13 protein-coding genes and 1 pseudogene are annotated in these 21303 nt (G+C 63.4%); 6 read left to right on the top strand and 8 right to left on the bottom strand.

Annotated features, from left to right (window positions below; genetic code table 11):
• Window positions 1–12 precede the first annotated feature (12 nt).
• Window positions 13–1233 (bottom strand): helix-turn-helix domain-containing protein, encoded by a 1221-nt coding sequence (locus ACVMIM_RS18965; protein WP_476113850.1) that lies wholly within the window; start codon window positions 1231–1233, stop codon window positions 13–15.
• Window positions 1234–1354: 121 nt separating this feature from the next.
• Here ACVMIM_RS18965 and ACVMIM_RS18960 point away from each other — a divergent pair, with 121 nt between their 5' ends.
• Together ACVMIM_RS18960 and ACVMIM_RS18955 are read left to right on the top strand one after the other, a co-directional pair.
• A complete protein-coding gene (locus ACVMIM_RS18960) occupies window positions 1355–2104 on the top strand; it encodes a DUF899 domain-containing protein (protein ID WP_476113849.1) in 750 nt (249 codons plus the stop codon).
• A 108-nt stretch (window positions 2105–2212) separates the two neighbouring features.
• A complete protein-coding gene (locus ACVMIM_RS18955; RefSeq protein WP_052458849.1) occupies window positions 2213–2446 on the top strand; it encodes a hypothetical protein in 234 nt (77 codons plus the stop codon).
• Between the two features lie 26 nt (window positions 2447–2472).
• Here ACVMIM_RS18955 and ACVMIM_RS18950 read toward each other — a convergent pair whose 3' ends face one another.
• Both ACVMIM_RS18950 and ACVMIM_RS18945 read right to left on the bottom strand, forming a co-directional pair.
• On the bottom strand, window positions 2473–4518 hold the full coding sequence (locus tag ACVMIM_RS18950) for a response regulator (protein WP_476113847.1): 2046 nt from the start codon (window positions 4516–4518) through the stop codon (window positions 2473–2475).
• A 19-nt stretch (window positions 4519–4537) separates the two neighbouring features.
• Window positions 4538–10236: pseudogene (locus ACVMIM_RS18945) on the bottom strand (HAMP domain-containing protein).
• Window positions 10237–10559: 323 nt separating this feature from the next.
• Between ACVMIM_RS18945 and ACVMIM_RS18940 the strand changes: the two are divergent.
• The 4 genes from ACVMIM_RS18940 (at window position 10560) to ACVMIM_RS18925 (ending at window position 14732) form a co-directional block, all read left to right on the top strand.
• Entirely contained in the window at window positions 10560–11582 is a 1023-nt protein-coding gene (locus tag ACVMIM_RS18940) for an aminopeptidase (RefSeq protein WP_476117297.1), read from the top strand.
• 32 nt (window positions 11583–11614) lie between these two features.
• Window positions 11615–12262 (top strand): class I SAM-dependent methyltransferase, encoded by a 648-nt coding sequence (locus tag ACVMIM_RS18935; protein ID WP_476113846.1) that lies wholly within the window; start codon window positions 11615–11617, stop codon window positions 12260–12262.
• 178 nt (window positions 12263–12440) lie between these two features.
• Window positions 12441–13898 carry a phospholipase D-like domain-containing protein gene (locus ACVMIM_RS18930; protein ID WP_476113844.1) on the top strand — a complete coding sequence of 486 codons (1458 nt, stop codon included), beginning with the start codon at window positions 12441–12443 and terminating at the stop codon, window positions 13896–13898.
• Window positions 13899–13922: 24 nt separating this feature from the next.
• Window positions 13923–14732 carry an endonuclease/exonuclease/phosphatase family protein gene (locus ACVMIM_RS18925; RefSeq protein WP_476113843.1) on the top strand — a complete coding sequence of 270 codons (810 nt, stop codon included), beginning with the start codon at window positions 13923–13925 and terminating at the stop codon, window positions 14730–14732.
• Window positions 14733–14741: 9 nt separating this feature from the next.
• Here ACVMIM_RS18925 and ACVMIM_RS18920 read toward each other — a convergent pair whose 3' ends face one another.
• The 5 genes from ACVMIM_RS18920 to ACVMIM_RS18900 all read right to left on the bottom strand — a co-directional run bounded on the left by ACVMIM_RS18920 (window position 14742) and on the right by ACVMIM_RS18900 (window position 21199).
• Window positions 14742–16730 carry a glycoside hydrolase family 127 protein gene (locus ACVMIM_RS18920; RefSeq protein WP_476113842.1) on the bottom strand — a complete coding sequence of 663 codons (1989 nt, stop codon included), beginning with the start codon at window positions 16728–16730 and terminating at the stop codon, window positions 14742–14744.
• A gap of 19 nt (window positions 16731–16749) precedes the next feature.
• A complete protein-coding gene (locus ACVMIM_RS18915; RefSeq protein WP_476113840.1) occupies window positions 16750–17607 on the bottom strand; it encodes a carbohydrate ABC transporter permease in 858 nt (285 codons plus the stop codon).
• Entirely contained in the window at window positions 17607–18527 is a 921-nt protein-coding gene (locus ACVMIM_RS18910; protein WP_278050543.1) for a carbohydrate ABC transporter permease, read from the bottom strand. The genes ACVMIM_RS18915 and ACVMIM_RS18910 overlap by 1 nt, the downstream gene beginning before the upstream one ends.
• Before the next feature lie 297 nt (window positions 18528–18824).
• The gene (locus ACVMIM_RS18905; protein WP_476117296.1) at window positions 18825–20063 is read right to left on the bottom strand and encodes an ABC transporter substrate-binding protein; all 1239 of its coding nucleotides are present in this window, start codon (window positions 20061–20063) and stop codon (window positions 18825–18827) included.
• An 86-nt stretch (window positions 20064–20149) separates the two neighbouring features.
• Window positions 20150–21199 (bottom strand): LacI family DNA-binding transcriptional regulator, encoded by a 1050-nt coding sequence (locus ACVMIM_RS18900; protein ID WP_476113838.1) that lies wholly within the window; start codon window positions 21197–21199, stop codon window positions 20150–20152.
• Between the last annotated feature and the right edge of the window lie 104 nt (window positions 21200–21303).

Raw genomic sequence — 21303 nt, 5'->3', positions numbered from 1 at the left:
AATGGCCGCAGACTAATCGGTCGGCAGCGGACCCGGGAGTAACAACACAGTCGGGAATCCGGTCACCGGCGGCATCATCCAACGCCGCGCCCGCCCGCGACCGACCGCCTGCACCTTGTTCTGTGCCGACAGCTCCTCCAGCGCCCTTTGCACGGTGCGCGCGCTGGCGCCAAGCGCGATCGCCAGCGCCGAGCTCGACCAGGCCTCACCATCGGTCAGGAAAGCAAGCACCGCACCGTGCTCCTCCTCGACCGGCGGCGCCAGCACGACGACCTCGACGGCCTTCAGCGGCACGATCGCAAAGCCGCCGGCAGTCGCATTGATCTCGGCCAAGCCGGCGACCTCGGCGCGCAGCCGTCCCATCTCAACCCTGAGCCGCGCACGATGCGATTCATCGGCATGCTTTGCCCGGAAGGCGCGCTTGAGCAGCATCTCGCGCGAGGCATTCGCCGGCCACGCCTCGGCAAGCGTGCGCGCCAGCGCAAACAGCACCGGCCGGGTCGCCAGCGAAACGACCGCGTCGCCTTCGCGCGCGACGTTGCGGCAGGCGTCGATGACCAGTGCGCCTGAGGTCAGCAGCCCCTCGACTTCGTCGAGCAGAAGCTCTTTCTCCATGCCGCGCGCGATCAGCCGCCCGACCGGCATTTTCAGCACCAGGGATGCCGCTTCGACTTCGGCCTTCAATGCCGGGATGTCGGCTTCAAAAGCGGCGAGCGATGCCCGGCCGAACGCGGAACGCGCCGCCTTCGTCTTGAGGCGCCGGACCGCGATGCCGGCCGCAGCCAGTTCATGCGCGACGCGTGCGACCGGCGGCAGCGGCGCCGGATCGAAATCCGAGAGCAGCCGCTCGGCCTCGTCGAGCCGGCCGATTAGGATCAGGCGGCGCGCCTCGAGGCTGCCGGCATAGGCGGCGTTCAAGCGATCACCATGCGATTGAAGCGTCGCCCTCGCGGCTCGCAGCGCCTTCTCCGGCCAGCCGAGGTCGCGAGAGACCAATGCGATCTCGGCCTCGGCGACGACGCAGCGGGCGCGCGCTACCGCTTCCTTCGGGCTGAAGGCGTGGGCGGCGTCCTTCAGCAAGGCCTTGGCTTTGGCGAAATCGCCGAGCTGCGCCATCGCTATGCCGCGCAGCGCCAGCGCCGGCGCGTCGTCGCGCAGCGCGACGCGCTTCAAGGCGCCGAGCGGATCGCCCGCGGCAAGCGCGCGGCCTGCGGCATTGATCAGCGAATCCATGCCTTCGCCTCAGGGTGCGCCGGATCAAATCGCGTCACACTTGTAACTCTCACCATCGAACCATGCGGCCCTATGTCTGTCCTCGTCACCCCCAACCAAACCCAAGAACGGGACAAGAGCAATGACCCAACACATGAAGACACCGCCGGTCGTCTCGCAGGAAGCGTGGGAAGGCGCGTATGAAGAGATGCTGGTCAAGGAAAAGGCACTCACCCGCGCCCGCGACGCTTTGGCCGCCGAGCGCCGCCGCATGCCGTGGATGGAAGTCAAGAAGGACTATGTCTTCGAAGGTCCGAACGGCAAGATGAGCCTGCTCGACCTCTTCGAAGGCCGCCGCCAGTTGGTCATCTACCGTGCCTTTTTCGAGCCAGGCGTCTATGGCTGGCCGGAACACGCCTGCCGCGGCTGCTCGCTCGGCGCCGACATGGTCGGCAACCTCGCGCATCTTAACGCCCGCGACACCACGCTTGCCTATGCCTCGCGTGCGCCGCAGGCCGATATCCAGCGGCTGAAGGAGCGGATGGATTGGAAGATGCCCTGGTACACCATCACCGACAGCTGGGATAAGGATTTCGGCGTCGACGAATGGCATGGCCACAACGTGTTCATCCATGACGGCAAGCGCATCTTCCGCACTTACTTCGTCAACAACCGCGGCGACGAGGCGTTCGGCACCGTCTGGAGCTATCTCGATGTCACGCCGCTCGGCCGCCAGGAGGTGTGGGAGGATTCGCCCGAGGGCTATCCGCAGACCCAGACCTACAAGTGGTGGAACTGGCACGACAACTACCAAGAGGGTGCCGCGCCCGACCAGAGATGGGTCGAGGTGTCGGATGCCGGCGAAGCGGCGTTCCGCAACAAGAGCGCCTGAGCGTGAGGCGACTCCGGCGGCGCGCGCCGCATGCCGCCGGAGCCGATCTCGCCACGCCCTTCCCTCCCTCAGCGCTTGTAAACCTGACCACTCCGGAAGGTGGACATCATGAGCTTCGACGATCCCTCCCCTCGCCTGAGCGGTTTCGGCCTCGCCGACTGGCTTTGCCTCGCCGCCGCGCCAACCTTCGCGGCAATGGCCCTGCTGACGGCTGCCTATGGCGGCCACGACATGATGTGCATGTCAGGCGCCTCGGTGCTCAGCGGCATGGTGCCGATGTATCTCCTGATGGCGGGGTTCCATCTTGCGCCGTGGCTGCGGCTGATGGGGAGGCGGGGCTGAGATTGACGATATTGCCGGCCACGATTTCAGGCCCGGTCGCGCGTCTGTTTCGCCAGCAGAATAGACTCGACAAGCTCCCGGTCTTTGTAGGGTTTCGCCAGCAATGGAACGTCCGCCGGCAGATCGCCGATCGCCTTGGTGTCGGCGTAACCCGTAATGATGACCGCGGGCCAATCCGCCTTCAGGTTGCGCGCAAATCGTATCACGTCCAGACCTGAAACGAGCGGCATGGCAAAGTCGGTGACGATCACATCGAAATCCTGCGGCGCCTTCTCGATCTTGGCCAATGCCTCGGCACCGCCGGCTGCGCATGTCACAGCGAAGCCGCTTTGCCTCAAGGACGCTGCGGTCAACTCGCGCAGGGCATCGCTGTCGTCGACCAATAATACAGACGGCTGGGCGCCATCGCCGTTAGTGCGCGGCTGGCTGACCTGCCCCTGCTCGACTGATCGGGCCGGTTGCTTCAACGATCGTGGCAGCCACAGATGCATCGCCGTGCCTCGCCCGACAACGCTCTCGATCCGAAGCGTGCCGCCTGACTGCTTGGCAAAGCCGTAGACGGTACTGAGGCCAAGGCCGGTGCCCTTGCCGACGGGTTTTGTCGTGAAAAAGGGTTCTATGACCTTCGCCACGAGATCGGCCGGAATGCCTGAACCGGTATCGATGACCGAGATGACGACATAGTCGCCCGCGCCCAGCTCGTCGGAGCTCACGTGGGCCGTGTGATTCTCGGCGCGTATGGTGATTGAACCTCCCGTAGGCATCGCATCGCGCGCATTGAAAACCAAGTTCATGAGAGCGAGTTCGAGTTGGCCCGCGTCCACCAGCACCGGCCAAACCGAGTTGTCGATTTGCCATTCGAAGCGAACCAGACCTCCGAGCACGGGCGCGACGAGCCCGTTCAGCGGCTCGATCAGCCCCGCCAGTTGCAAAGGTTCAGGCTTCAGGTGCTGACGCCGGGAGAAGGCGAGCATGCGATTGACCAGGTCGGCGCCCTGCTTGGCGGAACGCCTCGTGAGATCGAGCACTTTCTTCCCCTGCTCGTCGAGCGCGGTGCTGCGCTCGAGCAGCCCGAGCCCACTGAGGATCGCTGCAAGCAGGTTGTTGAAATCATGGGCAAGTCCGCCTGTAAGCTTGCCGATGGCGTCAAGGCGCTGCGCCTTGAGCAGCCTGTCTTCAAGCTCGCGCCGCTCGGTGATGTCGAGCAGCGTGCCGACGATCTCGTCGGTACCTTCCAGTGGATTGTGCGAAACGATCCCCTGGTCCAGAAAGGTCCGGTATTTGCCATCGGCGCAATGCCAACGGAATTCGCAGCTGTACGAGCCGGCCGCCTTGGCGCCGAGGAGAGTGGCCTTGACATCCGGCAAGTCGTCCGGATGCACGCGGCTGAGGCCAAAACCAGGTTCGGACGTCAGCCGCTCGGCCGAAAATCCCGTCAACCGCTCGATACCACTGGTGACGAAGCGAGCGTCGAATGGCGGATCCAGAGACCGGGCATGAAAGCAAACCGGAACCGATTGCAGGATAGCTTCCTGCCGCTGCTCGGCGACACGCAAGGCTCGCTCCGCCTCGAGTCTCGACTTTTGCGACTCCAGGGCCTGCTCCAGCAGGGTCTGCTCCACGACCGCCTTGCGCTGGATTTCCAGGCTCTTCTCGTGCAATTCGACGAACACTGCCACCTTCGAACGCAGCATGGCTGAATCGAAGGGCTTGAAGACGAAATCGACCGCACCGGCATCGTAGCCGCGCAGCATATGCGCTTCTTCCTTGTTGATCGCGGTCAGGAAGATGATCGGAGTGCGCCTCGACTGCTCTCTTTGGCGGATCAGTGAGGCCGTCTCGTATCCGTCCAATCCCGGCATCAGCACGTCCAGAAGGATTACGGCGAACTCTTCCTTCAAAAGGAACCGCAATGCCTCCTCGCCGGAGTGTGCGCAGACAACCTCGCCCACTCCAGCCAAGACTTCGCTGATTGCAAGGAGATTGCGATGGTCATCATCAACGGCGAGGATGCGCGCGCCTTGCGCCACCTCTGACAGGGCTGCACGATGCTCGGATTTTGTCTTCAGCATCCTTTGCATTGGCGACCCGTCACATGGCCGCCACGAGCTTCTCTGCCGGCTGGGCGTGCTGTCTCGATCGACCGATCCAGACCCGGAGCAGCGCGAGCAGAAGGTCGAGATCCACAGGCTTGGCTATGTAATCCGAAGCACCCGCATCAAGGCACTTTTGCCGGTCGCCCTTCATTGCCTTGGCAGTCACCGAGATGAGGGGGACGTGCGCGATCGGCGGCATGCCGCGTATCTGCCGCATCGTCTCGTAGCCGTCCATCTCAGGCATCATGATGTCGATGAGCGCGACGTCCATGTCTGGATTTTGCTCAAGCAGCGCGATGCCGTCGCGACCACGCTCGGCATGCAAAACCTGGATGCCATAGGTTTCGAGCACGCTGGTCAGCGAATAGATGTTGCGGATGTCGTCGTCGACGATGAGGACTTTGGCGCCGGCAAGGTCGATCTTGTCCGATCGTTGGGAGGCCGCAGTCCCGTTGGTGTGACTGTCCCGCGGCAAAGTTGCCGACATCAGCAGCGCCAACTGGCCAAAATTCTCGGCACGGGCAACGTCCGCCAACTCCGGTTTAAGCCCGATCAGCTGCTCCAGGGCCTCCGGATAGGGTGCGAAGAACACGAGCTTGGATGACATGCTCTCAAGTGAGGCCGCGATCTCCTCAATCATCTTGGCGTTGTCCTTGCCCGACCTCCCAAAGCCCAGCACAATCGCGTCATAGATGTCGAAGTCTATTCCCCGCCCATTTGCGGGGATCCGACCGATAGGCGTGACGGAAGTGACGCCGTCGCGGATCGCTTCGACCAGGGCAAGCCGCCGCTCGGGATCGACATCCACGATCAGGACATTGCGCTGGACGCGCAACTTGCTCGATTGAATGTCCTCGAACACCTTCATGAGGTCGTCCGACGATACCGGCTTTGTTGAGACGCTGGCGGCGCCATTGCGCAACAGGCCCGCCGTATCTTCCGCACCGGAGATGACATGTATCGGGATGCCTGCGGTCTTGGGGTCGTGCCGCAGAAGATCGAACAGCACCCAACCATCTATGTCCGAAAGTCCCAGGTCCAGCGTGATTGCGTCCGGGACCAGCTTCCTGGCCAGCGCCACGGTCCCGGAGCCCGCGGTGGACAAGACGCCCTTGAGGCCTGCCGAGCGCGCCATGCCCAGCAGCAGCCCCGCAAAGGTGGGATCGTCCTCTACGATAAGCACGACCCTGTCTTCGGGCGAGAGGGCATCGCGATCATCGATCAGTTCCGGAACGGAAACACCAGCCGCCGGAGCCACCACCTCCTGTTCGACAATGACGGGCTGCGAAACCGCTCTCGGACCGTCCAAGGGGATTACGAGCGTGAATGTCGAGCCCTTGCCCGGCGTGCTCTCCACCCTCAGCTCGCCTCCGAGCAGCCGCGCGATTTCACGGCTGATCGACAGGCCGAGCCCGGTGCCACCATATTTGCGGCTGGTGGTGCCATCGGCCTGCTGGAAAGCCTCGAAGATCAACTTCTTGCTTGTCGTCCGGGATGCCGATGCCGGTGTCGGTGACCGCGATAGCGAGCGCCTTCGGCGCCTGGGCACCGTTGCGCCGAGCGGTCTTCTCCGGCCTGAAGGTGAGGCTGACCTTACCGGTCGAGGTGAATTTGAATGCGTTCGACAACAGGTTGAGCACGATTTGCTGCAGCCGTTTTTCGTCGGTGCGCACCGTCTCCGGAAGGCCAGGATCAAGTTCTATGGTGAAGCCCAATCCCTTGTCGGCGGCCAATTGACGGAACGTGCGTTCCATGTGTTGACGCAGATGCGCCAGCGGCATGTCGTTGATCTCGACGGAGACGGTGCCGGACTCGATCTTCGACAGGTCGAGGATGTCGTTGATAAGGCTGAGCAGGTCGGTCCCGGCCGAATTGATGGTTCGGGCAAACTCGACCTGCTTGTCGTTGAGATTACCCTGCTGGTTACTGGCCAGCAGGTTCGAGAGAATGAGCAGCGAGTTCAGCGGCGTGCGGAGCTCGTGGCTCATATTGGCCAGAAATTCCGATTTGTACTTGGAGGTCAGGGCGAGCTGTTCGGCTTTCTCCTCAAGTGCCCGCCGGGCCATTTCGATTTCCAGATTCTTGTTCTCGACCTGCTTCTTTTCGTTTTCGAGCAGTTGCGCCTTCTCCTGCAACTCCTCGTTGGTGGCGTGCAGTTCCTCCTGCTTCTTGGTCAGTTCCGTCTGGCGCGCCTGCAATTCCGAAGTCAGCAATTGCGACTGTTTCAGCAGCCCTTCGGTGCGCATCGTCGCCGCGATCGTGTTGAGCACGATGCCGACCGATTCCATCAATTGGTTCAGGAACGATTGGTGTGTGTCCCGAAATTCGCTGAAGGAGGCGAGCTCGATTACCGCCTTGACTTCGTCTTCGAAGAGCGCGGGCAGGATGATGACATTGGCCGGTGCGGCGTTGCCGAGGCCGGATGTGATGCGCAGGAAGTCCGGCGGCACATTGTCGAGAACGATCGCACGCTTGTCCGCAGCGCTCTGGCCGATCAGCCCCTCCCGGAGATCAAGGCGCTGTTTCATCACCGCTTTGCTATCGGCGCCGTAGGACGCGGCAAGCTCGAGATAGGACTCGTCTTCTTCCCGGTTGGTCACGTAGAAGACGCCGTATTGCGCATTCACGAGCGGCGCCAGCTCCGACATGATCAGACGCGAGACCGTCGCCAGATCGCGCTCACCCTGCAGCATGCGCGAGAACCGCGCCAGGTTGGTCTTCAGCCAATCCTGTTCGGCATTCTTGAGCGTCTGATCCTTGAGGTTGCGGATCATCTCGTTGATGTTGTCCTTCAGCGCCGCCACTTCGCCTGATGCCTGAACACTGATGGACCGTGTCAGGTCACCCTTGGTCACCGCCGTCGACACTTCGGCGATGGCACGCACCTGGGTGGTGAGATTGGCTGCCAGCTGATTGACGTTGTCGGTCAGGTCGCGCCAGAGCCCTGCCGCGCCCGGCACGCGAGCCTGGCCGCCCAGCTTGCCTTCGATGCCGACCTCGCGCGCGACGTTGGTCACCTGGTCGGCAAAGGTGGCGAGGGTCTCGATCATGCCGTTTATGGTGTCGGCCAGCGAGGCGATCTCGCCCTTGGCGTCGACGGTGAGCTTGCGGCGCAGATTTCCCTGCGCCACCGCGGTCACGACATCCGCGATGCCGCGCACCTGATTGGTAAGGTTGGTGGCCATCAGGTTGACATTGTCGGTCAGGTCCTTCCAGGTGCCGGCAACGCCCTCGACGCGTGCCTGGCCGCCGAGCTTGCCCTCGGTACCGACCTCGCGCGCCACGCGCGTCACCTCCCCGGCGAAGGAGTTCAGCTGATCGACCATGGTGTTGATCGTCGACTTCAGCTCCAGGATCTCGCCTTTGACGTCCACGGTGATCTTTTTCGACAGATCGCCGCGTGCGACGGCGGTGGTCACTTCAGCGATGTTACGCACCTGGCCAGTGAGGTTTTCGGCCATGGAATTCACGTTGTCGGTGAGGTCCTTCCACGTGCCGGCGACGCCGCGGACCTGGGCTTTGGCCGCCCAATTTGCCCTCGGTGCCGACCTCGCGGGCGACACGCGTCACCTCGCCGGCGAAGGAGTTGAGCTGGTCGACCATGGTGTTGATGGTGGATTTCAGCTCCAGGATTTCGCCTTTGACGTCGACGGTGATCTTCTTGGAAAGGTCGCCAAGGGCCACCGCCGTCGTCACCTCGGCGATGTTGCGCACCTGGCCGGTCAAGTTCGCGGCCATGGCATTCACATTGTCAGTCAGATCCTTCCACGTGCCGGCCACGCCGCGAACCTGCGCTTGGCCGCCCAGCTTGCCGTCCGAGCCAACCTCACGCGCGACGCGGGTCACTTCCGACGCAAATGAGTTGAGCTGATCGACCATGGTGTTGATGACGTCCTTGATCTGCAGGATCTCGCCCAGCGCGTCGACCGTAATCTTCTGCGTCAGGTCGCCGGTGGCGATCGCGGTCGCGACTTTGGAGACGTCACGCAACTGCACCGTGAGATTGCCGGCCATCGCATTCACGTTGTCGGTCAAATCCTTCCAGGTGCCGCCGACACCTTCGACGTGCGCCTGCCCGCCAAGCTTGCCTTCCGACCCGACTTCGCGCGCCACGCGCGTCACTTCCGAAGCGAAGGAGTTGAGCTGATCCACCATGGTGTTGACGGTGTCCTTCAACTCCAGGATTTCGCCCTTGACGTCGACGGTGATCTTCTTCGACAGGTCGCCGCGCGCGACGGCCGTGGTCACTTCGGCGATATTGCGCACCTGGCCTGTAAGGTTGGCAGCCATCAGGTTGACGCTGTCGGTCAGGTCCTTCCAGGTGCCGCCGACGCCTTTCACGTCGGCCTGGCCGCCAAGCTTGCCTTCGGTGCCCACCTCGCGGGCAACGCGCGTCACCTCCGATGCGAAAGAATTGAGCTGATCCACCATGGTGTTGATGGTGTCCTTGAGCTCCAGGATTTCGCCTTGGACGGCCACGGTGATCTTCTTCGACAGATCTCCAGACGCCACCGCCGTGGTCACTTCCGCGATGTTGCGAACCTGCCCGGTCAGGTTTTCTGCCATCGAGTTCACATTGTCCGTCAGATCCTTCCACGTGCCGGCGACACCGCGCACCTGGGCCTGGCCGCCCAGCTTGCCCTCAGAACCGACCTCGCGTGCCACGCGAGTGACTTCCGAGGCAAAGGAATTGAGCTGGTCCACCATCGTATTGATGGTGTTCTTCAGTTCGAGAATTTCGCCCTTCACATCGACAGTGATCTTCTTCGAAAGGTCGCCGAGCGCGACGGCTGTCGTCACCTCGGCGATGTTGCGGACCTGACCCGTCAGGTTCTCGGCCATCGAATTCACGTTGTCGGTAAGGTCTTTCCAGGTGCCGCCGACGCCCTCGACGCGCGCTTGACCGCCGAGCTTGCCTTCCGTGCCGACCTCGCGCGCCACGCGAGTCACTTCCGAGGCGAATGAATTGAGCTGGTCCACCATCGTGTTGATAGTGTTCTTGAGCTCCAGTATTTCGCCTTTCACGTCGACGGTGATTTTCTTCGACAGGTCGCCCGAGGCCACGGCCGTGGTGACTTCGGCGATATTGCGGACCTGCCCGGTGAGATTGGTCGCCATGGCATTGACGTTGTCGGTCAGGTCCTTCCAGGTGCCGGCCACACCCTTCACACGCGCCTGGCCTCCGAGCTTGCCTTCGGTGCCCACCTCGCGGGCAACGCGGGTCACCTCCGAAGCAAAGGAGCCCAACTGCCCGACCATCGTGTTGACGACCTTGCCGATACGGAGGAACTCGCCTCGCAGAGGCCGGCCGTCGATCTCCACCATCATGGTTTGCGACAGGTCGCCTTTGGCAACCGCACCAATGACGCGAGCCACCTCGGTGGTCGGCTGAACCATGTCCTCGATCAGATCGTTGACGGAGCGGACGCTTGTTTCCCAACTCCCTGTGGCGTTGCGCACGTGGCCGCGCTCACCGATCCGCCCGTCCTTGCCGACCACCCTGCTCAGCCGCTCAAACTCGCGCGTGACCTGATCGTTGATCTCCACGATCTGGTTGAAGGTGTCTGCGATGTCGGAATCGAGCCCTTCATAGACATTGTCGATGCGCACAGAGAAGTCGCCTCGCCGGAAGGCCTTGAGCGCATTTAAAATCTGGCGGCGGTCCAACTGCGGCTTGGATTTCAGCGTACTCACAGCGCCCCCTCACAGCCCTGGCGGATAACGATGAAGACTGTCGTGAATGAAAAACTGCCCCTTGCGGGTACACTTCCGCGAGGGGCACAACGCGCGAGCCGTGCTTCGGTTCCATTGGGGGCGAGATCTTCCTGAGCGCCGCCTGGCGTATGGCCAGTCCATCTGCCAAAATCGAAAGTCAGGCCGCCGCCCTCCAGGCCTTGACGAAAACAGGTGCGCCTGTTTGAGACTCCGGGGCAAAAGGGCGACATTTGCCCCCGAGGAGATGAGCTGGCGGTGGGCAAGCTGTGAAGCGCGTTTTTCGATTGCTTGCCGCGGCGATCATGGCGTCCGGCGTGGCCGGATGCACGAGCATTTCCTATTATGCGCAGTCGTTGGAGGGCCATGTTGAGATCATGGCGGCGCGCAAGAATATCGGAAAGCTGATCCGTGATCCCTCAACGCCGGAACCATTGCGCGCCAAGTTGACGTCAGCCAGCGCCATCCGCCGCTTTGCCACGGAAGAACTGGCGCTGCCTGATAACAATAGCTACCGCAGCTATGTCGACGTCGGCCGGAACGACGTGACCCTGGCGGTCTTTGCCGCGCCGCAATTCTCTCTCGCGCCGGTAACATGGTGTTTTCCGGTCTTCGGCTGCGTTCCCTACAAGGGCTACTTTTCGCGCAAAGATGCGCTCGCAAATGCCGCCGAACTGCAACGACAGGGGCTGGACGTCTATGTGACGGGCATCACCGCCTATTCCACGTTGGGCTGGTTCAGCGATCCGCTGCTCAGCACCATGCTGCGCCAGAACGACACCTATCTCGCGAGCCTTATATTCCATGAACTGGCGCATCAGAAAATCTACGTGAACGGCGACTCCGCGTTCAACGAGGCCTTCGCAGTTACCGTCGAAACCACCGGTACGAGGAAATGGCTCCGCGCCACCGGCAATCGCGCCGGATTGCGTAGCTACGAAGCCGATCGCAAGCGCAAGGCGGACTTTCTCGGACTGATATCGAAAACCCGGGACGAGTTGAGGCAGGTCTATGCGAGCCCGCGCAGCCCGGAGCAGATGGCGGCCGCCAAAGCCGCCACGATCGAGAGGCTTCGGATGCGCTACCGGCAGATGCGCGACAAGCGCTGGGGTGGATACCGCGGATACGACGCCTGGTTCGACAGCCCGATCAACAACGCGAAGCTCGCGGCGACCGCCGTCTACGGCGAACAGGTTCCGGCGTTTCTTCGCTTGTTCGGCCTGTGTGCCGGCGACTATCCAAGATTCTATGCTTCCGTTCGGCGCATCGGGAATTTGCCCGCGCCTTCCCGTGCCGAAGCGCTCAAAGCCGCGGCGACGTGTCAATGACCATGTAATGAATTCCGGGGCCGCGCGGGAACATGCTGGACAACTATGACGTGGACAGGTTCGGCGTGATTCACCAGGTCGATTTCACGCCGATCAAATACGACAAGAAATACATTTCTTATTACGAGGATCTGAGCGACCGGACCATCAAGCTCGGCTATCAGCGGCTTGGCTGGGTGCTGGGAATCACGGGTGAGATTCCTCGCTCGGTGCTGGAGATCGGATATGGCACCGGCACGTTCATTGAAGCCGCCAAGATAACCGGGGTCGCCGATTGTGCCGGCTGCGATATCGCCGAGTTTCCCCTGCCCAAGGGTGTCCGCTTTGTGGACTGGGATGAGGCGCTCGCCGGCTCATGGGACCTGGTCGCCATGTTCGACGTGCTCGAGCACATCCCGGACCTCGGTTTCCTTTCCCGCCTTCAGGCCCGGCACCTGGCCATCGCCGTCCCCTATTGCCGCTGGCGCGAGCTCGGCCCCGAGGGCGACGCGTGGTTCGCCAAGTGGCGCATGCGTTTGCCCAACGAGCATCTGCACCATTTCGACCGCGACTCGCTGGTGGCGCTGCTGGCGCATAGCGGTTTCGAATGCGTGACGCTGAACTGTTTCGAGGACGGGATCAGGCTGCGGCCCGGAGAAGCGGGTCCGAACATTCTGTCGGGCTTCTTCAGCAGGCTGTAAGTCGGCTACGAGCCCTCTATGGTGGTCTCCCTCTATGCTTGGGATGAGACGGGGCCGGTCGCGAAACTGGCTGACCGGATGAACGCGGTTTTCGCCGCGCGGTTTCAGGGAACCGAATGAACGCGGGAATGACCCGCCCGCATTGCCTTCCGCGCCGGCTCGCACAATAGTCGGACCGATGTTCGAGGCTATAGCGAGTCACTGGTCGACGCTTATCCTGATCCTGTCGCTGGCGATGGCGGCGGTGGGCATCGTCCACGCCATCATGACGAAGGAAGACGTGCGTGCGGCCACCGGCTGGGTGGGCGTGATGCTGTTGTCGCCTTTCCTCGGCGCGATCATCTACGCCATCGCCGGCATCAACCGCATCCGTCGCGCGACGATCAGCGCCATGCGGCCGGGCTCGCTCGAGGCCGCCGCCAGGCATGACCGCGACGTAGCGCTGGAAGCCTTGATCAACGCCGAATTCGGCCAGCGTTTCACCGGGCTGAAGACGCTTGGCGATAGGGTGGCGCGGCATCCGCTGACCTCGGGAAACACCATCGCCGTGCTCAAGACCGGCGACGAGGCCTATACGGCCATGTGCCGTGCGATCGACGCGGCGCAAAGAAGCGTGCTTCTGGAAACCTATATTTTCGACAATGATGCGGTCGGAGCGCTTTTCGTCCAGTCGCTCGGCAACGCCGTCAAGCGCGGCGTCGCTGTGCGGGTGCTGATCGACGCCGTCGGCGTGCGCTATTCGGTGCCTAGCATCCTGAAACAGCTCAGGGTGGCCGACGTTCCGGTCGATCTCTTCAACGGCAACATCGTCATGGGCCTGAGACTTCCCTATGCCAATCTCAGGACCCACAGGAAGATCCTGGTCGTCGACGGCACGGTGGCGTTCACGGGAGGCATGAACATCCGCAAGGGATTCTCGGCCGAATTCGCCGGTTCCGACAGTTCGCGCGACACCCATTTCGAGGTCACCGGGCCGGTGGTGGCCGATCTGTTCTCGGTCGCCGCCGAGGACTGGCGGTTCGCCGGCAACGAGGCGTTGAAGGACGGGTCCTGGCAGGTCGAGCGCGCCATGCCGCCGCCGGGGCAGCCGATGCTGGTGCGCGCGGTGGCGACCGGACCGGACGCGTCCAACGAAACCAATCTCAAGCTGCTGATGGGGGCGTTTTCGGTCGCCCGCAAGTCGATCCGCATCATGTCGCCCTATTTCCTGCCGGACCGGGAGTTCATCAGCGCATTGACCACGGCCGGTCGGCGCGGCGTGGAAATCGACATCGTCGTGCCGGCGGTGAATAACCTTTTCCTCGTCGATCATGCGATGATGGCGCAGTTCGACCAGGTTCTGAAGCATTATTGCCGTGTCTGGCGCCACGAAGGCTCGTTCGACCATTCGAAGCTGATGGCGATCGACGGCGTGTGGGCCTATGTGGGCTCCTCCAATCTGGACGCCCGTTCGCTAAGGCTGAATTTCGAGATCGACCTAGAAGTGCTGGACAAAAATTTCGCCGCCGAGATCGACGCCCGCATCGGCGCAGCCATCTCGACAGCACAGCCGGTGACACTGCAGACGCTGAAGGCAAGGCCGTTCCCAATCCGCGTCTTCGACCGTTTGCTGTGGCTGGGATCACCCTATCTTTAGCGCAGGAAATCGAGCAGCAGGATCATGGAGATAGACGACATCAAAGGACGCAGCCTGCCGGAGACCGTGCTCCTGTCGATACGCCGCAGAAATGCGCGCAAGGCGAAGGCGACGCCGCGCAAGCGCGTCAACGATACTGAAATCGTCGTTGCCTCCTACAACGTCCACAAATGCATCGGCACGGACCGCAGGTTCGATCCCGAAAGGACGGCCCGCGTCATCCGCGAGATCAGCCCCGACGTGATCGCCCTGCAGGAAGCCGACAACCGCTTCGGCGACAGGGCCGGGCTGCTCGACCTTGCCCGGCTGGAACTGGAAACGGGGCTGGTGCCGGTGCCGGTCACCGGAAACGGCAAGGGGCATGGCTGGCGCGGCAATGTGCTTCTGTTCAAGCGCGGCACCGTGCGCGACGTCCACCAGATCAAGCTGCCGGGACTGGAGCCGCGCGGCGCGCTGGTCGCCGAAATCGATCTCGACGAAAAACGGTCGCTGCGCGTCATCGCCGCCCATCTCGGCCTTTTGCGCCGCTCCCGCTCCGAGCAGGCCCGCGTCGTGCTCGACATCATGAGCAGCACCGACGAGAGGCCCACGCTCTTGCTCGGCGACCTCAACGAATGGCGGCTCGGCAACCGCTCGGCGCTGAACACGCTGCACACGACCTTCGGGCCGGCGCCGCCGGCAGTGCCCACTTTCCCGTCCCGCATGCCGGTGCTGGCGCTCGACCGCATCATGGGCAACCGGCACGGTTTGGTCTCAGGCGTCGAGGCGCATGATACGCCGCTGTCGCGCGTCGCCTCCGACCATCTGCCGCTGACGGCCTACGTGCATTTGTAGCGTGCTGCCCTACCCCTCCCTCAGCCAGACCAGCATCTCTCCGGGATCGCGGTTGTCCCAGGCGAAATAGGGAATTGCCTTGAGCTTCATTTCCTTTGTCGCCGGCGGTTCGGGGCGGTAGAGATCGGCGCCCCAGCTTTCCGTATCGGCCCTGCTGCCGATGGCCGAAAGGGTGACGACGCCGCCGAGCAGGTTCGGCTCGACATGCGCCTCGAGCCTGGCCTCATGCGGCAAGGCGATACGGTGCAGCCCGCCGCCATTGTCGGTCTCCTCGACGCAATAGATCAACGGGCCGCGCGTCAACGCCACCCGGCCGATGTCCTGGCGCACCTGCGGGTTGGCAAAGAGGCGCGCCATCGACATTTCGAGGTCGAGCTCGACCTTGTCGCCCTGGCGCCATTCGCGGCGGATCGCGGCATAACCGTCGACCATCGCCGCTTCGAGATCGACGAGCTTGCCGTTGACCCGAAGCGCTGCCTTGCGGCACCAGGCAGGCACACGCAGATGAAGCGTGAACGCAACCGGCGCTTCCGGCCCGACCTCAATCACGACCGCGCCATCCCACGGATAGTTGCTGGTCTGGACGAGGCTCACCTGCCGGCCGGCGATCTCGAAGCGCGCGGTCGAGTCGCCGTAAAGATGCACGGCAAGCGCATCGTCGGCGAGGCCATAGAAATAGGAGCCGATGGAAGCGACCATGCGGCCGATATTGGGCGGACAGCACGGGCAGCGGTGCCATTTCCAGCGATGGTGGCCACCCCGGCTCTCCAGCGGATTCTCGTAGAAGAACAGCGAGCCGTCGAGCGAGAGGCCCGAGATCGAACCGTTATACAGCGCCCGCTCCATCATGTCGGCGTAGCGGGCGTTCGGGCCCATGCCGAGCATGCGGCTCGCCCAGAACACCAGGCCGACCGACGCGCAGGTCTCGGCATAGGCGGTGTCGTTGGGCAGGTCGTAATCACTGGTGAAACCTTCATTGTGCGCCGACGGTCCGAGGCCGCCGGTGACGTAGAGGCTCTTCGTCATGAGATCGTCCCAGAGCCGGTCGAGCGCTACGCGCAGTGTGTCGTCGCCATACTCCGTCGCGATATCGGCCATGCCGGAATAGAGATACATCGCGCGCACCGCGTGGCCGACGACCTTGTCCTGCTCGCGGACCGGCTTGTGCGACTGGTTATACTCGTACGTCTTGAAGTGATAGGCCTTCGGATCGGCGCCGCGGGCGCGCGCCTCCTCGTCGAAGTAATGCGGCTGCTGGCCGCGCTGGTCGATGAAACATTTCGCGAGCTCCATGTATTTCTTCTCGCCGGTCGCTCGCGCCAGCTTGACCAGGGCCAGTTCGATCTCCTCATGGCCGCAGTACCCCTTTTTCTTGCCGGGCTCGGGGCCGAACATCGAGGCGATGTGGTCAGCGTACCGGCACATGATGTCGAGCAGCTTGCGCTTTCCCGTCGCCTGGTAATAAGCGACCGCGCCCTCGATCAGGTGGCCGGCGCAGTACAGCTCGTGGCAGTCGCGCAGGTTCGTCCAGCGCAGGCCCGGCTGGATGCGCTGGTACCAGCTTGACAGGTAGCCGTCCTCCTGCTGCAGCTTTTCGTACATGTCGATGACGGCGTCGATCTTCCTTTCCAGGTCCGGATTGCGGCGCCGGTACAGCGAATAGGCCGCCGTCTCGATGGTCTTGCCCCAGTCGGAGTCCCAGAACATCTGTGTCGTCACCGTCGAGCCGGTGAACTCGGCGCCCTGCGAGTCCGCCTCGTCCGGCGACGGCGAATGGAACGGGATGACGACGCCCGGCGACGGCACGTCCGGATCGATCTGCTCCAGCATGCGCGCCTCGACGCAGCGGTCATAGAGGATGCCGGCGGTCTTGGCGGCAACCGCGTCGACACGGTCGCCCCAGAAGCCCCGGACATCGACCTGCGGCACTGGCAATGGCCGGAAGGCGAGCTTCGGCCTGGCGGCCTCGGTTGCGGCGGCGGGCTGCGATACGGTCATGAACTTCACTCCATTCGAATTACTTGACGGCCCCGGCCATGAGACCGCGGATGTAGAAGCGCTGCAGGGCGAGGAAGAGGATCAGGCACGGCACCATCATCACCGTGACGCCGGCCTGCACCGCGCCCCAGTCGATGGCGCCGAAGCGGCCGGACTGAAGCGCCGTCATCATCACCGGCAAGGTGAATTTGGACTGGTCGGTCATCAGCACGAGCGCGGCAAGGAACTCGTTCCAGGCGCCGAGAAAGGCGAACAGCGCGATGGTGACGACGCCCGGCCAGACCAAAGGCAGCATCACCTTGATGAGCATGGTGACATTGTTGGCGCCGTCCATGCGCGCGGCCTCCTCGATCTCGCGGGGCACCGCGTCGAAGGCGTTGCGCATCATGAAAATCGAGAAGGGCAGCTGCAGCGTGACATAGACGCAGACCAGCCCGGTCAGCGTGTTGTGCAGGCCGAGTTTCGTCAGCACCAGGAAGATCGGCGTCAGGATCGACTGGAACGGGATCATGATCGTCGACAGGATGAGGACGAAGAAGAAGTCCCGGAACGGAAAGCGGAAGCGCGAGAAGCCGTAGCCGGCGAGCACACTGACCAGCACCGAGAGCAGCACCGTCATCACCGAGACATAGATGCTGTTCTGCGCCGAGGCCCAAAGCCCGTCGCCGAAGGTGTTCAGCGTCTCATAATTCTCGACGGAGAAGCCGGTGGTCGGCCAAGGCGGCAGCGGCGGCTGGCGCGCTTCCTGCGCCGGCTTGAAGGTCGAGAGCACGGTCCAGACGATCGGCGCCAGGAACAGGACCGAGGCGATCATGCCGGTGGAGTGCCTCGCAAAACTGAAGGCCGCCTTGCGGTTCTGCGACATCGCTTCGGCCATCAGTCGAGTCCCTCGGGTTTGCGCAGCAGCCAGAGCTGAACGAGGCTGAGCGCCACAAGGATGACCAGCAGCACCATAGAAAGTGCTGCGCCGTAGCCGAGCTTGAACGAGACGAAGGACTGGTTGAATATCCAGTAGACCGCCGTCAGCGTCTGGTTGCGCGGGCCGCCGCGCAGAATGATGTAGAACTGGTCGAAGGCAAGGATCGAGCCTGCGACCGACAGGATCAGCGCCAGCGCCAGCGTGCGGCGCATCAAGGGCAAGGTGATCGCCCTGAACCTGGCGAACGGCCCTGCCCCGTCGATGACGGCCGCCTCCTGCAGATCCTGCGGGATCGACTGCAGGCCGGTCATCAGGATGATCATGGTGAAGCCGGCGACCTTCCAGACCACCATGGCGATGATCGACCAGAAGGCCGGCTGGAAAGTGGCCAGGAGATTGACCTTCCTTTCGGTCAGGCCGAGGTCGTAAGCGGCCGGGCTGAACAGGCCGGAATCGACATTCAAGAGCCACGACCAGAGCAGGCTCGCCGAGGCGAAGCCGACCACCGCCGGCATGAAGAAGGCGGTGCGGTAGAGATTGGTGAGCGGACGCGGCTTTTCGATGAAGATCGCCAGCGGAAAAGCGACGGCGAAGATCGCGATGGTGACGACCACCGTATAGTAGAAGGTGAATTTCAGCGCATTCCAGAAGCGCGTGTCGTGCAGGATGGCGACATAATTGTCGAGGCCGACGAAGGAATGCTCGCCCATCAAGGGCCAGTTGTTGAGCGACATCCACGCCGTCATGCCGAGCGGGATGACAAAGAAGACAGTCACGAAGGCGACCGCCGGAAGGACGTAGAGCAGGCCCACCCATTGCCGGCGGCTGACGCCGGCGCGTGAGCGGACGGGCGCGGAGGCGGCGGTGATGGCGGTCATGGCTTGTCTCCCAGGGAATGCCGGCGTCTCACTCCGCTGGAGCACCCCTCATCCGACCGAGCTTCGCTCGGCCACCTTCTCCCACAAGGGGAGAAGGAGGAGCCAGCCCGCCGGCGCCCCGAACTGCCTGTCACAATCGGGCTGCCCATCGACATGTTTGAGAGCTTTCTCAACGCAATAGTCCCTGCCATTCAGCGGATACATCATCCGGCCGCCCGGCCAGGGAGACGGGGCGGGCGGCCGGTCAGAGCCTTGGCGGCGAGACGTTGCGCGATCCCCGCCGCCGGCTGGCCCTGGTTATTTGTTCGGCGCCTGGTCGATGATCGACTGCATCGTCTCCTGCGCATTGGCGATGGCGCCGTCGACGTCGTCGCCGAAGAACACCTCGTTGATCATCTGCGTCCACGGGCCGTTGGCGGAGTTGATCAGGTCGTTGAACACCACCGAATAAGGCGTCTTGCCCTTGGCCATCGCCTCGGCCGCCACCTGGTAGCGCGGGTCGAGATCCTTCAGCGCCTCCTTGGCGATGTCGCCGCGCACCGGCAGGCTGCCATATTTGGCAAGGATCGTCTGGCCTTCCAGCGAATAGGCGAAGTCCAGAAACTCCTTCACCACGGCGATCTTCTTGGTGCCCTTGGTGACGACGAAATTGTCGCCGCCGGCAAAGGACGACCAGCCGCCATCCTTGCCCGGCAGGAAGGTGATGCCGTAGTCGACGTCCGGATACTGCGTGTTGAGCGCGCCGATGGCGAAGGCGCCGGACGGCGAGAGGCCGATCTTGCCGCCGGCGAAGGCTGCGAAGAAGTTGGCGCCAGTGTCGGTCTGCGCGCCCTCGGGCACCAGGCCCTTCTTGACCATGGAGCGATAGAGGTCGATGGCGCCGCGCAGCTGCGGGCTGTCCAGCGTCGCCTTCGAGCCGTCCTCGGACAGGATGTCGCCGCCCGAAGCCCAGATCAGCGGCGTGAAGGTGAAGATGTTGCAGCCGCCGCAATTGCCGGAGAAGTAGAAGCCCTTGATGTCGCCGCCGAGTGCGTTGACCTTTTCGGCGTCCGCCTCGATCTCGGCCCAGTTGGTCGGCCCCTTCTCCGGATCGAGCCCGGCCTGCTTGAACAGCTTCTTGTTCCAGATCAGCACCGAGGAATCGGCCGAGAACGGCAGGCCGTAGATGTGGCCCTTATAGGTGCCGGTCTTCACATGCGCCGGCGAGAGGCTGGAAAAATAGGGCAAGGATTTCGCCCAGTCGGTGATGTCTTCCAGCTGGCCGGCGGCGGCGAAGGACGGCGTATAGATCAGGTCGAGCGACAGCGCGTCGGGCGCAGTGCCGCCGGCGGCGGCCGCGCCGTATTTCGGGATGATCTCGGCATTGGGGATGATGTCGAGCTTGATCTGGTCCTTATGCGCCTTGTTGAAGGCGTCGACGATGCGCGGCATGAAGTTCGAGCCGTCGGCGCGCACCCAAATATTGGCGGTCTCGGCGGACGCCGCCTGCAGGCCGCCGCCGATCACGGCTGCGGCAAGCATCAGCCTGGCAAACATGGTTTTCACGGTATTCCTCCTCATGGTTCTCCTCCCTGTTTTTGGCCACGCCGCCCGGCGGATCCGGGCGGTTGAGCCTTGTTGCTTCATCCCGGCGGACTGCCGCATGACTGACGCACCACCAGCCGGCACGGCAGTTTCCTGATGCCCGGCGCGGCCCACTGGCCGCCCACGAGCGAAAGCAAAGCGAGCCCGGCCTCGCGGCCGAGCGTCGAAAGATTCATGTCGACCGAGGTGAGCGGCGGGCGCGTCGCCTCGGCCACGATCTCCCAATTGTCGAAGCCGATGACGCCGACATCCTCGGGCACGCGGATGCCGCGTTCGCGCAGCGCGTCGATGACGCCGCGGGCGATCTGGTCGTTGCCGCAGAAGACGGCGTCCGGCCATCCTTCCCTGCCCGCCTTGCCGAACAGTTTTTCGAAAGCATCGTGCCCCCAGCCTTCCGACCAGGCGCCGAGCAGCGGCTCGCTCACGGCCAAGCCGTTCTCCCTCAGGACATCGCGGTAGGCCTCGGCCCGCGTATGCACCACCGCGAAGCTTGCCGGGCCGGTGACATGGGCGATGCGACGACGCCCGAGCCGCACAAAGTGCTCGACCGCCAGCCGCGCGCCGCCGGCATCGTCGGAGACGAGCCCGACCGCGCCGGGATCGGGCTGGGTGAAGGCGTAGACGACGGGAATGCGCAGATGGGAAAGATCGACCGGCAGATGGCGGTCGATGCGTTTTCCCGTGGCGATGATGCCGTCGACGCGCTTGTCGAGCATGGCCTCGACGTGCAGCTGGCCGAGCCGTGTGTCGTCCTCCACATTGCACAGGAACACCGACACGCCATTGTCGACCAGCGCATCCGAAACGCCGGCCATCAGCGGTAGCGAGAAGCGGCCATATGTATCGTTGGTGAGCAGGCCGACGGTGAAGGAGCGCTTGCGCAGCAGGCTCTGCGCCAGGCTGTTCGGCCGGAAGCCGAGCAGCCGCGCCGTCTCGCGGATGCGCTCGCGCGTCTCGGCCGTCATCCGCCCCTGCCCGTTCAGCGCCTTGGACGCCGTCGCCACGCTGACGCCGGCCGCAGCCGCCACCTCGCGCAGCGTGACCGGCGGCTTGACGGAAACTGGCGCTGGCTGGGCGTCGGCGGACATGTTTCGAAGTGCACCCTCAAGTTGGGAAAAGGTTTTCTCTTATCGCCCTGCGCGAGATGACCGGCGAGGTCAGCGAGCGTGGGCGATGTGGGAAAAGGTTTTCT

Source organism: Mesorhizobium sp. USDA 4413, assembly GCF_056280365.1.
The sequence above is the reverse complement of the archived record's forward strand: the minus strand, read 5'-3'. Positions and strand labels throughout refer to the sequence as shown.

Bases quoted from the DNA above. Each gene is read 5' to 3' on its own strand.
- ACVMIM_RS18935 (WP_476113846.1), top strand. From the start codon at position 11,615: ATGCTGGACAACTATGACGTGGACAGGTTCGGCGTGATTCACCAGGTC.
- ACVMIM_RS18920 (WP_476113842.1), bottom strand. From the start codon at position 16,730: ATGACCGTATCGCAGCCCGCCGCCGCAACCGAGGCCGCCAGGCCGAAG.
- ACVMIM_RS18905 (WP_476117296.1), bottom strand. From the start codon at position 20,063: ATGTTTGCCAGGCTGATGCTTGCCGCAGCCGTGATCGGCGGCGGCCTG.
- ACVMIM_RS18940 (WP_476117297.1), top strand. From the start codon at position 10,560: ATGGCGTCCGGCGTGGCCGGATGCACGAGCATTTCCTATTATGCGCAG.
- ACVMIM_RS18955 (WP_052458849.1), top strand. From the start codon at position 2,213: ATGAGCTTCGACGATCCCTCCCCTCGCCTGAGCGGTTTCGGCCTCGCC.
- ACVMIM_RS18930 (WP_476113844.1), top strand. From the start codon at position 12,441: ATGTTCGAGGCTATAGCGAGTCACTGGTCGACGCTTATCCTGATCCTG.
- ACVMIM_RS18900 (WP_476113838.1), bottom strand. From the start codon at position 21,199: ATGTCCGCCGACGCCCAGCCAGCGCCAGTTTCCGTCAAGCCGCCGGTC.
- ACVMIM_RS18925 (WP_476113843.1), top strand. From the start codon at position 13,923: ATGGAGATAGACGACATCAAAGGACGCAGCCTGCCGGAGACCGTGCTC.
- ACVMIM_RS18915 (WP_476113840.1), bottom strand. From the start codon at position 17,607: ATGGCCGAAGCGATGTCGCAGAACCGCAAGGCGGCCTTCAGTTTTGCG.
- ACVMIM_RS18950 (WP_476113847.1), bottom strand. From the start codon at position 4,518: ATGCTGAAGACAAAATCCGAGCATCGTGCAGCCCTGTCAGAGGTGGCG.
- ACVMIM_RS18910 (WP_278050543.1), bottom strand. From the start codon at position 18,527: ATGACCGCCATCACCGCCGCCTCCGCGCCCGTCCGCTCACGCGCCGGC.
- ACVMIM_RS18960 (WP_476113849.1), top strand. From the start codon at position 1,355: ATGACCCAACACATGAAGACACCGCCGGTCGTCTCGCAGGAAGCGTGG.
- ACVMIM_RS18965 (WP_476113850.1), bottom strand. From the start codon at position 1,233: ATGGATTCGCTGATCAATGCCGCAGGCCGCGCGCTTGCCGCGGGCGAT.